This is a genomic window from Novosphingobium sp. FKTRR1 (assembly GCF_020404405.1).
Taxonomy (GTDB): domain Bacteria; phylum Pseudomonadota; class Alphaproteobacteria; order Sphingomonadales; family Sphingomonadaceae; genus Novosphingobium.
Map to the genome: position 1 here is coordinate 1 of NZ_JAIZDA010000039.1, position 13,513 is coordinate 13,513.

The window sequence follows — 13,513 nt, forward strand, 5'->3', positions numbered from 1 at the left end:
ACATCAATTCTGGCAGAGGCATCGACACGGAATCCTAACCTGCCAGAATTGTTGGCATGGAAATCAGGATAATACATTGATATTCAGTGCATAAATGCGGTTTCCATAAACTTTGGCAGCCGACATCGTGCTCGCGCGCATGGGCCTGACCACGCGCCCCCTGCCCTGCCTCGTGCTCGGCGATCCTGGACAGCGGTTTGCGATCGGCCCCCGCCCCACCCTGCTCAAGCGGCTGTTGAAACAGCTACGCCGCGCCGCCGAGGATGGCCTCGTCCGGCTCAACCGGCTCGAAGACCACGCGCGCCGCACCGCCGCCGCGATCGCGGCCGAACGCCGCCCCGGCCTGCTCGCCGATCTCGGCCGGCTGACCCTGACCCAGCCCTGCCTCGCCGCGCGCACGCTCGCCCCTTTGCTTGGCCTCACCATTTCTGGCGCGGGCAAGTTGCTCGAACGGGCCACGCGTCTCGGCCTGCTCGTCGAGACCTCGGGCCGCGACACCTGGCGCAGCTACCTCGCGCGCGACGTCGCGCTGACGCTGGGACTGATCGCCCCGCCCTTGGGACGGCCGGCGATCTCCGCGCCCCCCTCCCCTGCCCTCGCGCCCGTGCTTGCCGCCTTCGATGCCGAAATGGCTGCGCTGGACGCGCGCCTGGCGCGGCTTGGACTGGGCTCGAATACGCCAAGTCCGGAAGATACTGATTTGCCGCCGGAAAATTGATGTCGCCGGAAACGCCCCTCAGAGTGCCAAAACGCACCCTCGATAGGGGTGTGGCACGAAGAGGCTACAAATGCGCCCACAGGGCTTCTGAGGGCAAAATTCGCCGTTTGGGGATTGTGCGGGCCCATTCTGTCGCGTCACTCTGTTTCGGCCCCTAAAAATCGGTGGGAGGCTCCAAGTAGAGCGTCCAGGCGATCGATCGCCCCGTGAACAACCTCGCTACCGGTAGCAGCCCTTCGCTCTCGTGCCCCTCATGCACCACTGCGTACGGGGTTAGTGGCGGATCACCTTCAAGGCCGATGGCGGCCAAATGTGTTGACGGCACAGCAGCACAAGGGCGGGCATTGTTCTGCCGGTCCTCGCGCAATCCCAAGACGGCGGCGTTTTCTTTCGGTGCTCCCCTGCCCTCCAAATGTTCTGCGCAAGGGAATGTGGTGCACAGGTGCAGGAAGTGAACCAGGGGCGGCGTTTGCGGCATTCAACTCCCAAAGCGGATGTGCTTTTCTGCAAGGACGATTGCGGTAGGCAACGTGGATCCCAGATCGGCCATGCCCATCCGTGGTTGCAGGCAGATGAGACTGGGTACCGTAGTGATCGTTCTCGCAACCGGGCCTGAAGGTGGAAAGCTGCAGTTCGAGGTGGGTGCAACGTTTTGTGCTGAACAGCTGACTGATCGTCGCCATTGTCGCCATAGGTTCGGTGGTGCGATCTGGGCCTAGCGGTGGAATGTAGTGATGGTGCGAGCAAGGTCCGTCGTCAGATAAGCGACTGGACGATTGAGGGACCCAATTTCCCATAAAAATTCAAAGGAAGGATGCGCCGGAGGCGCCTTTAGAATCCTTTTAGAGAGAGATAAAAAGTTAAGGGCGAGAGCGACCCGCCCGACTCGCTGGCTCTTGGCGAGTCGGGTGAGGTGTGCCGTTCCTGAAATACCGGGCAAGCGTTCCTGAAGTACCCTCTAGGCGTTCCTAATGAACCGTGCCGCCGTTCCCATTGTCCCGTGCCGCGTTCCTAAAGTCCCGTGCCTTGCGCTGCCAGAGCGAGCGCTTTCCAATTGGGTAAAACGCGTTTTACTCACGGCAGAATTGGCGGAAATCTGCGTCATTGGGCTAGTTTAGGGGAATGGAGATGTGGGCGGAATGGCCTTCCTGGCTGGGCCTTTGCCGCCTCCCCTGCCCTTTTCGAAGTGTGAACCCCATCGGATTGAGGTCGCCACTCACGGGACTTCAGGAACGCTAGGAAGCAGCCCTGTCGCGCTAGATCTTCCATATTTCTGGGCGCCGGCACTGCCAATCGTGGACACTTGGTTCGAGGACATGGCACGTCACGGAAGCTCGGCACGGTATTTTAGGAACGCCGGTCGGCTGCCGCTGGGAGCAGACCGAATGTGTTGTGTTTGATCTGTTTGGAAGTAACGCAACGTGCCTCGACGTTCCGTTCCTAATGTACCGCCACCGGCGGTGGGCGACCGCACGACCAGGACGTCCTGACCTTGCAGGAGATTTTCAACCCCATGGATTGCTTGTGCCTACGGGTTGATCGGTCCGGAAAGTGCCTGCGGTGGACGCACCGAATTTCAAAGCTGCGGCGCAAGCCATGTAACCCGGTACATTAGGAACGGTCTCGAGTGCGGCCGCAGCCAGCCAATTACCCGGCACTCGCTGCTCGCGTATCGGGTACTTGGGGGCGGAGCTAACAACTCGGGTAGGAAATGAGTTCCTTCAAACCCCTCGTTCCTGAAATACCGAGGGCAGAGTGCGCGTCAGTTCGCTGTGCGCTGTTTCGAGCAGAAGGTCGCAAATATCTGAGTGATGTTTGGCGCATCGAATGCGATTTCCCGCTGACGCAAGAAGGCACGAAATTCGTCGCCAATCATGCCGTGGTCGCGTTGAGGCGAGGGCAGGTTTGCGCGTGCGATCGCACCAAATGCAGTGTGTGCAATGTGGCCTGTGCGAGGAAATTCGATCGAAGGTGCAGGGGCAGGGGGCGCAGTTTCCGCCTGCCTGGAAGCGGGCAGGGGAGGGCGGGCCGCCCGTTCTTTCGACGCCTCTTGTGGTCGGCGCGTCATGCGCAACAGGGGCTCTGCTTCGCGTCGTATTTCGAGATCGAGCGAATAGCCCGGCAGCCCGTTCTCCTTCGCAATCTTCGCGATCTCGAATTTGAAGCGACGGTAATCGCCCTCGGCCCCAGACTTCTCAAAAAGCGTAGGCATGGCGATTGCGAATCCATCGGCACCCGCACCGCCTGCGTGCTTGCGTGCAACGCGATAGAGCCAGCGTTCACGGCCACCAGTCAGTGCAAAATAGGCAGGGTCGATTGCGAGCACCCCCCCATCCATAAGCACACCGTCGTAAAACCATTTGGCCAGGGTGATCCGCATGCCGCGGATCTGGCCAGATCGATCACGGATCTGGCTGTAGCTGTCGATCCACGAAAAGGTCGTTTCGACAGCGTCGCCAGAGCGAATGTTGGTTTTCACTGTGGTGGACTGCAGTCGGTCAAGCGTGTTGCCCAGCAGATCGTACGCTCTGCCGCCCACATCGCGCTTGAGCGTCTTCAGCATGTCGTAGGGTACGACGTGAAGCGTTTGGGGGATATCGTTCGAACCACGGCGCTTTTGCTCGATCAGCACCGATGCGCAGTAAATTAGAATGTCGAGGTCGTAGATCGTGGCGAGACCATATTCGGAGTTCGCCGAAACATGGACTGTGATCTTGCCGTCGGGGCTGACGTAATCGATAGGCTTGAGCCGCTTGCGCTTCGAGAGCGAGAAAAACGGACGTTCCATGGTTTCGCGCTGATCGCGCAGGGGAAGGGCCGTCAGTTGCGGCAGAAAGAGGTCGACCTGGCCTTCGTCACACTGCTCTTGTGACATCTCGCATCCCGCAACAGGTAAAACGCGTTTTACCGCTATCTAAGCTGATGAAAAATATGGAAAAATAACCAAATCAGCGTGCGAACTTGGCATTCTCGATTGCCGTCCGCAGGCTGTCGAGAATCTCTTCAACGGACACTCGTCCCTTTGGGTTGATGTTGATGGTGATCCCCTTGGTCCGCGTGTCGGCGAGGATGATGCCTACCTCATGTCCGGTGCTGGACTTGAGTGCTGGCTTCGATTTCGACGAAGCTTTGACACGTGGTGCAGAGGTTGCGTTCGAGAGGCGCTCGCATACCTTGCTGCCTTCGATTTTATCGGCCCCTGACTCTCTGAGAGCGCGCTGCTCCTCGGAAATGGCACGCGCTTCCTCAAGAATAATCTCACGACGCGTATCGTCTTTCAGCAAGGGGGAAAGACGCATACCGTGTCGGATCTTCAGATCGCCTGGCTCCGCGAACGCCGCGACGACCTCGTCAGGCAATTCAGCCAATTGCAGCAGATTGTGCAGGTTCTGCTTCGGAATAGCCAGACGCTCAGCCATCTTGGTGCGGACGCCGTGGTAGTAGGCGTCGATGGCGTGCCGATAATTCCGCGCCCGCTCGAGATCGGTGACGTCCTCGCGCTCACGGTTCTCCAGATCTGCGAGGCGAAATGCCGCTTCATCGTCGAGGCTCTCGATCCGGGCGATAAGATCGATCTCGGAGTGATTGTTGGCATTCAACCAGCTCACGGAAAAGTGGCGTCGCGTGCCAACAATCAATTCGTACTGCCGTTCGGCGTTTGGCGTTCGACGCACAACGACGGGTTCTCGATTGGTCCCTTCCTCGCGGATGGATTCAATCAATGTGGCGCAACGGTCGTAGCTCAACGCAGCATGGTCGCGTGCGTTGCCAGGCCAGATCGAACACTCCGACGGCTTGAGCCGGAGAGTGGGGCGTTTGACGGTCCTGGCGATCTCGTCAAAAGCAAGGCCGCGCCGTTCAAGGAATGACGGCGTGACTTGTTCATCTACAGGCTTGTCGACAACAACTGGCGCCTTGTCTTCACTCGCAACCGACGCACTCGTCGCAGGTGGGGAGGTGCCAATGCTTTCGATAGCGTTGGCCAAAAGACTCCGACGCTTGCCGCCCACGCCGCTCATACCGCCTCCGTCAGACGATCGGTCCCGACCTGGGCCATGCGAGAAGGCCATTGTTTGCAAATGTCCTTTTCGATTTCACGGAACACCATATTCAGGTTATCCCGGCAACGGACATAGGTCTGGTGGGAGCCATAGGGTTTGTTGACCTCGTAGATCGAGGACATTGCCAGGCCGGCATTCTTGATCTCTTCAGACAGAAGGATGGGCGTCGAGAGCATTTGCCCTGCGTACGTCTTCTCCATGACCTGGAGCATTTGCGCTTCATTGGTGCGACTGGGCTGAAACATTGTGCAGACCACGCGGATGAATCCGTAATCGATCGAGGTGTCGAACTTCGAGACCAGATCCATCGCCTCGCGACAGGTCTGCATGAAGTGGATCGTCGAGAGATAATCCAATTGGCGCGCAGGCACGGGGATCAGCAGGCCGTCCGCCGCAGTCAACGTGTTGACGCCCAGAAAGCCCATGGCCGGCGGCGGATCAAGGATCACAACGTCGTAATCTAGGCGAATCTCCTCAAGTCCGACACGCAGCATGCGGAACGCACCTGCAATCGCAGTTGGACCTTCCTCGATCGTCGCAGTCAGTTCCCATTCGGTATCTTGCAGACCCAGGTTCGCAGGGCAGATGTCGATATTCGGCCAAGCCGTCTTACGGATCGTCTTGCGAAGCGAGTCCGCTTCGTCGATCCGCGGGGACAGGAAGTTCGAAAGGGTGTGAACCTCTTCCACCAAGGCTTCGAGATTGACGTCGAACATGACGCTCATCGAGGCCTGCGGATCACAATCAACGACCAGCACCTTGTACCCGCGCAGCGCAAGGTAATCCGCCAGGTGCTTCGCGGTGGTCGACTTGCTGACGCCGCCCTTGAAGTTCTGGACAGCTACGACAACTGCGCGTTCGTCGGGCAATTTGCCCATCTTGATGCCAAGCGCTTCGCGAATGGCGATGAGGTCGTCGACAGTGTAGATTCGGCGCCCGTTTGATGCGGTTTTTGGTGCAGGCAGGCGACCGCGCGCTTCTGCTTTTGACAAAGCTTCAGGTGTGCGGCCGAGGAATTCGGCCGCGATGGTAGCGCCCATGGCAATGTTGAGCATCTTGCGGTCAGACGGATCGATAGCCGCCTGGCGCAAGACGGTCTTGGCATTCTCACAAGACGTAATCATCGCATCGAGAATCTGTCCCGAAAGCATGAGAGTGTCCCTCTTTGAGCCCGGAAATTGCGCCGGTTCGTGAAAAATGCCATGAAATTGGCTATGATCCCGGACATGTATGGCAAATTGGTGAGGGTTAGTCAAATTTGGCTAGAATCGCCGCCTTCAATGCCGACACAGCGAATTGGACGTGCCTTGTCCGGGACATCGGTTGGCGCGATTCGCGTTCGAACGATGCTAATCCCTTGCAACAGAAGAGCCGAAATCGCGGGCAAAGTTTTCCACCGAACTGGGAGAGAGCAGAGGCGGGGGGCGTGAAGCGGAAGGAAGCGTAATCATGCCGCTGACCGCACACAAACCAACGCAGGCCACTCTCGATCTTGTACGTGCCCTCAAAGGGAGATGGCATGGAGACTGTGCCATGTGCCGATGCCCCGCACATGATGATCGAACCCCAAGCCTATCGATCCGCCAAGGGGATCACACGATCCTCGTGACGTGTTTCGCAGGATGTGACCGCAGGTTGATCATGCGAGAATTGCGGCGTATTCCCCTGCGCTCTCATGCACCCCCTTTAAAGTTTGAACCGCCCCGCGAAGGCAACTGGTTGCGCCTGTGGCGGGAGGCGCAACACCTTGAGGGAACAATTGGCGGGCGGTATCTTGCCGCCCGGAACCTCGCAATTCTGCCGTCAGAGCTGCGCTTACATTCCCGCTGCCCGCTTTACCCGCGTCCCCTGACGGTCTTTTATCCTGGGCTCGTCGCTGCGGTGCGTTCGGACGACGCACTGGTCGCCATCCATCGCACCTTCCTCGATCCGGACACCGACCGGGTAGCAAAGATCGATGCACCCAAGCGTGCGCTCGGACATCTCGGCGAAGGGGCGGTCCGCCTTGGCGGGGCTGTCGGCTGCAAGCTGGGACTGGCGGAAGGCATCGAGACGGCTCTGTCCGCCACGCAGATATTCGGCATTCCGTGCTGGGCCACGCTCGGCAACGAACGTTTCGGCAAGGTTGCGATCCCCGACAGCGTCACCGAACTTCACCTGTTCATCGATGCCGACAAGGGCGGAAGGCTTGCGGAAACTCGGGCACGCGCTGCGCATGGCAGGAGCGGAAGGACGATATTCACCCATTGCCCGCCGATTGGTGGCCAGGACTGGAACGATGTCCTGATGGCGGCAGCAACCCATGATGCGTCCAATGCTTCGGGAGGGGAGGGGGGAAGGGGAGGCTGAGGCCTCGCATGTTCAGGGGTCTCGTCAGGAGGTCCCATGTCCGGTTCCAGTCTTGCCCTTGCTTTCGATGTTCCTGCCGAACCGTTGGTGCTGGTTGCCGCCCGCGCGGTTGCCGCACGTCTCACCGCGATCCAGCGGGTGGATCGCGGTGTTCTCAATGCGATCATGGCGACGGCGTTTGGCGGCAGCGATGCTGAAGGGCGCTGGTCGGTGCGCGATGCCCATGCCGCGCTCGAACTGGGGCAGGTGCTGTGGCTACGGGACAATCCCCGCCTTGATGTGGCGTCGCTCCCGATGGTCGTCGAAGGCCTGCTTGAGATCGCCGCGGGCCTGGTGCCGAACCAGACAGTGCGCAGCGAGGAGCAGATCGAACTCCAGCAGTTCGCAACACCGCCACGCCTCGCCTGGCTTGCCACGAGGGCTGCGGGGCTGAAGCAGACGGACTGCGTGCTCGAACCTTCGGCGGGCACGGGCATGTTGGCGGTCTGGGCCGCAAAGGCAGGTGCGCGCCTTGTGCTCAACGAAATCTCGCCGCTTCGGCGCGAGTGCCTTGGGTACATCTTCCCTGACGCCACGATTAGCGGGCACGATGGCGAACTGATCGACGATCACCTCGATCCCGCGTTGTTGCCGTCGGTTGTGCTGATGAATCCGCCCTATTCACACGGGATCGAGCGCGGGCACGATGGCCAGACCGCGGCGCGCCATGTTCGCTCTGCATGGAAGCGACTGGCCTCCGGCGGGCGTCTGGTCGCGATCCTGCCCGAATGGTTCGACCTTCACCGTTTCATGCCGAGCCTGGGCATCGGTGCGACATTGCGTGCCAACCTTGGGGTTGATCGCGCCTTTGTCCGGCATGGCACATCGATCGCGACGCGCCTTGTCGTGATCGACAAGGTCGCGGGGAAGGGCAGGCCCGTCATTGCCAGGACCGGTGATCTTGCCCGTCTTGCCGAACTGGTCGAGGCGATTGCCCCGCGCGAGAGCGCGGAGCCGGGCCGGACGATGCCGGCGCGAACGCCGTTGCGATTGCCTATCCTCCCCAAGTCTGGCCGGACGGCGATTGCCCCGCCACCGGCACGCACCGCGGGGAAAGCGGGGGCAGCGCCCTGCGCATTCGAAGCCTTGAATGAACCCGCCCCGATCGCGGAGCAGGTTGGTCATTATCTACCCTACAGACCGAGCCGCATCCGGATCGACGGCGCGGCCGAGCATCCGACGCCTCTGGTGGAATCGGTGGCGATGGGCTCGATCACCGCCCCGATTCCGACCGAGGTTCCGCAGCTGCCGGCAGGGTTGATCGAAAATGGAGGGCTTTCCGCAGCACAAGCCGAAACGCTGATCTACGCTGCGAGCGCCCATACGCGCGATCTGCCGGGCAAGTTTCGCCCCGAGGACAAGGGCTGCGCACTCGTGTCCGATGCCGAGGGCGCGGCCTATCGCATGGGGTATTTTCTGGGCGATGGCACCGGTGCGGGGAAGGGCAGGCAGGTTGCAAGCGTCATCCTCGACCGCTGGCTAAGGGGCGAGCGCAGGCACATCTGGGTGTCGAAGAACGAGGCACTGCTCGAGGATGCGCGGCGGGACTGGACCGCATTGGGAGGCCTGCCCATCGACATCCAGCCTCTGGGCACATGGAAACTGGGCGCCCCGGTTGCGATGGGCGATGGCATTCTCTTCGTCACTTATCCGACGCTGCGGTCAGGCAGGAACGATGCAACGCGGCTCGACCAGCTTCTCGCCTGGGCGGGCGAGGATTTCTCCGGCGTGCTGGTCTTCGATGAAGCGCACGCCATGGCCAACGCGGCGGGTGGCGAAGGCTCGCGAGGCAAGGTCAAGGGATCGGAACAGGGCGTGGCCGGGGTTCGCCTGCAAAATCTCCTGCCGCGTGCCCGTGTGCTCTATGCCTCGGCTACCGGCGCTTCGGACGTCAACAACCTCGCCTACGTGACAAGGCTGGGTCTGTGGGGACCAGAAACCGCGTTCGCCAACCGCGAGGCTTTCGTCGCCGACATCCGCGAGGGCGGAATCGCGGCCATGGAACTCGTCGCGCGCGACCTGAAGGCACTGGGTCTCTACACCGCGCGCGCCCTTTCCTTCGCGGGCGTCGAGTATGAGATCCTCGAACATGCGCTGACGCCCGATCAGGTCGCGATCTATGACGTCTATGCTGATGCCTGGGCGGTGATCCACGCGAACCTGCGCGAAGCCCTCGAAGCGACGCGCATCGTCGACAGCGACGGAGGGGGCACGCTCAACAGCGGTGCCAAGTCCGCTGCCCTGTCGATCTTTGAGGGTACCAAGCAGCGGTTCTTTGCGCAATTGCTCCTCTCCCTCAAGCTGCCCAGCCTGCTTCCCGCGATCGAGGCGGCGCTCGCTATGGACCATGCCGTCGTCGTCCAGCTCGTCTCGACCTCCGAGGCCATGCTCGATCGGCGGCTCGCCGACTTGTCTGATGCCGAGCGCGAGGCGCTCGAGATTGACCTGTCTCCGCGCGAAGGGGTTGTGCTGTACCTTGAGAAGAGCTTCCCGGTCCGGCTGATGGCGGTGTTCACCGACGAGAACGGCAATCCCCGATCCGAGCCGATGATCGATGAACAGGGCAACCCCGTGCTGTGCCGGGCAGCGGTCGCGGCGCGCGACCGGATGATCGAGCAACTTTGTGCCCTCCCGCCGATCTCGCCGGCGCTCGATGCCATCATCGAGCGGTTCGGCGTTGATGCTGTCGCCGAAGTGACGGGGCGCGGCAGGCGTCTGATCATCGGCGCCGACGGGCGGCAGAAGCTCCAGTCGCGCAGTCCGCGCGCCAACCTTGTCGAGACCAGGGCCTTCATGGACGGCGACAAGCGTATCCTGGTCTTTTCCGACGCCGGCGGCACGGGCCGCAGTTATCACGCCGATCTCGCCGCGAAAAACCAGGCGAGGCGCGTGCACTTCCTGCTCGAACCGGGATGGCGTGCCGACGCGGCGATCCAGGGGCTGGGGCGAACCAATCGCACCAATCAGGCATCGGCCCCCTTGTTCCGCCCGGTCACGACCGACGTCCGCGGAGAGCGACGTTTCATCTCGACCATCGCCCGGCGTCTCGACAGTCTTGGCGCACTGACGCGCGGCCAGCGTCAGACCGGCGGTCAGAACCTGTTCGATCCGGCCGACAACCTCGAGAGCTCCTACGCAAAGGAGGCGCTGCATCGCTGGTTCGGCCTGCTGTTCCAGGGCAAGCTCGACGCCGTGTCACTGGGTCGGTTCCAGGAACTGACCGGTCTTTCCATCGAGAACCCGGATGGATCGCTCGCCGATGACCTTCCCCCGATCCAGCGCTGGCTCAACCGCATCCTGGCGCTGCCGATCGCCTTGCAGAACGCGATCTTTGATGAATTCCTGGGGCTGGTCGAAGCGCGGGTCGATGCGGCGCGGGCGGCCGGAACGCTGGACCTCGGTGTCGAAACGATCGCGGTCGAACGCTACGAGATCGTCTCGGACACACTCTTGCGCACCGATACGATTTCAGGGGCGACAACCCATCTCCTCGAGCTTGAAATCGCGCGCGCCCTCAAACCCCTGACGTTCGAACGTCTGGAGGGGCTCCATGCACTCGCTGAACCGCAGTACCGCCCGGTGCGCAATGTGCGGTCGGGCCGTATCGCACTTGTCGTGCCAGCACGTAGCCTGCTGACCGACGAAGGTGCGCGCATCGCCCGGTTCGAACTGGTCCGGCCGCTCAAGCGCACCTGGATGAGCGCCGACGATCTTGCCGAGAGCAACTGGGAGCCGGTCGATCATGAGATCTTCCGCGAATGCTGGCTGGGCGAAGCCGACGAGGCTGCGGCATCGCTCAGGGTTGAGCGGCTGCATCTCGCCACGGGACTGCTGCTTCCGGTCTGGGACAAGTTGCCCTCCGACCATGTTCGCGTCTCGCGCATCGCGGCGCGTGACGGACGCTCGCTGCTCGGCCGGGAGGTTCCGGCAGCGCATGTGCCCGGGCTCTGCCGTGCGCTTGGGCTCGGCGAGGGGGCACCCCTGGCACCGCACGTGGTTGTCGATGCTGTGCTGGCGACGGGCCGCGCGATGGAGGTCGCGAGCGTTGATCCGCTCACGCTCAAGCGCAGCCTCGTAAATGGTGCCCAGCGGCTCGAGCTTGCCGGGTGGTCGGCCGCCCTGCTCGACTGGTACAAGGCGCAAGGATGCTTTACCGAGATAATCCGCTTCCAGACCCGCCTTTTTGTACCGCTTGAAACCGCTTTGGAGGTGATTTCGGCGATCACACGCGGTTGAGCGGGTTGTCACGGTCATTTTTCTGACATAGATTTCAAGTGCGTAGCCGGACACCGGTCGCGCCGAGGCCTGAGAACCTCGCTTGAGAGATTTCTTCGTTCTGCTGCGAACCGCAGCCGGATTGCCGGTGCGTATGTCCAAGCCCTTTGGGGCCAAAGGTGTCGGCGCGTGCGCTTCAAGCACGTTCTCAGAATCCGGTTGTTCGCCGGAGCGCCTCGTCTGTGAGGGGCTCCGGCATTTTGATGACGCGGACTATTGATCACGCCAACAAGCGGCGCCTGCGATGAGCGAGGCGCCATTCCCCGTGCTTGTCCAACTTGACGCGATATCGGCGTCGCTGATCGACGAAATGTACCGGGCCGAGCGCCCGTCGCTTTTGCGGCGGATTGCGCGGCGCACCGGCCTCGACTCTGCCGAGGACATGATGCACCAGGTCTTCGTCCGCCTCGCGGGGCGGGGCGGGGCGGTCGCGGAGATCGAGGCGCCTGCAGCGTTCCTTGCCGAAGCGGCACGCAATGCAGCCCGCGATCAGGCGCGGACCGCCCACCGACAGCACGCCGATAGCCATGTTCCACTCCACGAAGTCGAAATCGCCGGGAGCGACCCCGTCCGTCATCTCGAAGCGCGCGATCGCTTGCGGCGGCTTGAACGATCGCTCGATCGTCTCAAGCCCATGACCAGGAATGTCTTTCTTGCCCGCCGGCTCGATGGCTATAGCTATGTCGAGATTGCCGAACGGACGGGGTTGAGCGTGCGCGCCGTGGAAAAGCAGATGAGCCGGGCGATCCAGCAACTGGCAAAGCACATGCGCGAGCCATGAACAGCGCGGGCAAGGATACGATCCCGGACTCGATCCGGGAGCAAGCAGCCCAATGGCTGGCACGGCACGAAGGTGCCGAGCCTGGCAAGAGCGACCCGGCGTTCACGGCCTGGCTGGCGCGCGATCTTCGGCATCGCCTGGCCTACGCCGAGGCAGAGCGGACGTGGCGCGAAAGCCTGGTGCTCGCAAACAGCCCGATGGGCCAGGCGCGGACTTTGCCGCGCGCACCGCTCTATATGCGCCGCAGCACGCATATCGTCGCCGCGACTTGCGCAGTCCTGCTTGTTGTCGGAACGCTGTCGGTACGGTTCGTTGCCGGCAATCCCGTGGTGAACATTGGAGCCGCAGTCGAGGCACAGTCCTATCATACGGGGCCTGGTGAAACACGCACCTGGCGGCTTGCAGATGGCACGGGACTGACTCTCATCGGAGAAGGCCGTGCCGAGACCCGGTTTGACGCGAGCACGCGGCGGATCGAACTCCGGGCGGGCCATGCGCGGGTCGAGGTGGCACCTGGCGATCATCGGGTCATGGCGGTGGGCGCAGGAACTGCGAATGTCCGAACAGGTGATGCCGAACTTGAAGTCCGCGTAACCGAAAACGCTGGACGGATCGATGTGCGAAGCGGTCAAGCCGATGCTGTCGATCGCGACGGGACCACGCACTTGCTCTCGCCGGGGCAGGGCGTTGATACTGCGGAGAAGGTCTCGGGCTCGGCGGATGCAGGAACAGTGCAGCGAGGTCAGCAGCTCTCCTCCAGGCGCGACATGACGGTGGGCGAGGCAATTGCGCTCCTCAATCAGCGCAATACCATCCAGCTTCACCTCGGTGCGCCAGCGGTGGCGGCGCAGCGCTTGAGCGGCGCTTTCCGTCTCGACGATCCTGACAGCTTTGCCCGCACCGTTGCGCTGCTCAACGATCTCGACGTCGTGCGGGCGACCGGCACCATCGAACTCAGGCGTCACTGATAGCCTTGGACTACCCGGAACGGCTGCGGGCCCTTTGGCCTGTAAACGTCGGTCGGCGTGCGGATGGGGCGGACCATCCGACATCGATCCACCGTTCGGATTGCAGTGATTTGCAGGGAGCGGAGGGGAGGGGGAACCGCGCAAGTGCGCGGGGCTGAGGAATTGCCTTGTCCCTTGATTTCCGGCTCCGACGAGCCGGCCGGGTCCCGCGCGCTTCGCTAGCGCCACGCACGCCTCACCGACTTCTTCCAAAAAAATCTGTCGGGTGTTCGCGCCGCACGGCGTCTCCACGGCCATGAGCGCCCTTTCGAGGCGCCAGGGA

General features: G+C 62.0%; 8 protein-coding genes. 5 read left to right on the forward strand and 3 right to left on the reverse strand.

The genetic code is table 11. From position 1 onward, the window contains the following. Positions 1 to 112 precede the first annotated feature (112 nt). Positions 113 to 718 carry a hypothetical protein gene (locus LDN95_RS20535; RefSeq protein ID WP_226019415.1) on the forward strand — a complete coding sequence of 202 codons (606 nt, stop codon included), beginning with the start codon at positions 113 to 115 and terminating at the stop codon, positions 716 to 718. Positions 719 to 2,480: 1,762 nt separating this feature from the next. Here the strand turns inward: LDN95_RS20535 and LDN95_RS20540 are convergent. From LDN95_RS20540 to LDN95_RS20550, 3 genes are all read right to left on the reverse strand, one after another. Further along, positions 2,481 to 3,593 carry a replication initiator protein A gene (locus LDN95_RS20540; protein ID WP_226019416.1) on the reverse strand — a complete coding sequence of 371 codons (1,113 nt, stop codon included), beginning with the start codon at positions 3,591 to 3,593 and terminating at the stop codon, positions 2,481 to 2,483. A 73-nt stretch (positions 3,594 to 3,666) separates the two neighbouring features. Next, positions 3,667 to 4,737, reverse strand: a complete 1,071-nt coding sequence (locus tag LDN95_RS20545) for a ParB/RepB/Spo0J family partition protein (protein ID WP_226019417.1) — start codon at positions 4,735 to 4,737, stop codon at positions 3,667 to 3,669. Continuing rightward, positions 4,734 to 5,930, reverse strand: coding sequence for an AAA family ATPase (locus tag LDN95_RS20550; RefSeq protein WP_226019418.1), 1,197 nt, complete (start codon positions 5,928 to 5,930; stop codon positions 4,734 to 4,736). The genes LDN95_RS20545 and LDN95_RS20550 overlap by 4 nt, the downstream gene beginning before the upstream one ends. Positions 5,931 to 6,420: 490 nt before the next feature. Between LDN95_RS20550 and LDN95_RS20555 the strand changes: the two genes are divergently transcribed. From LDN95_RS20555 to LDN95_RS20570, 4 genes are all read left to right on the forward strand, one after another. Next, entirely contained in the window at positions 6,421 to 7,128 is a 708-nt protein-coding gene (locus LDN95_RS20555) for a toprim domain-containing protein (protein WP_226019433.1), read from the forward strand. A gap of 36 nt (positions 7,129 to 7,164) precedes the next feature. Beyond that, the gene (locus LDN95_RS20560) at positions 7,165 to 11,403 is read left to right on the forward strand and encodes a strawberry notch-like NTP hydrolase domain-containing protein (RefSeq protein WP_226019419.1); all 4,239 of its coding nucleotides are present in this window, start codon (positions 7,165 to 7,167) and stop codon (positions 11,401 to 11,403) included. Positions 11,404 to 11,686: 283 nt separating this feature from the next. Continuing rightward, positions 11,687 to 12,223: an RNA polymerase sigma factor gene (locus tag LDN95_RS20565; RefSeq protein ID WP_226019420.1), complete on the forward strand. Its 537-nt coding sequence runs from the start codon at positions 11,687 to 11,689 to the stop codon at positions 12,221 to 12,223. Then, positions 12,220 to 13,191, forward strand: coding sequence for a FecR domain-containing protein (locus LDN95_RS20570; RefSeq protein ID WP_226019421.1), 972 nt, complete (start codon positions 12,220 to 12,222; stop codon positions 13,189 to 13,191). The genes LDN95_RS20565 and LDN95_RS20570 overlap by 4 nt, the downstream gene beginning before the upstream one ends. The last annotated feature ends 322 nt before the right edge of the window (positions 13,192 to 13,513 follow it).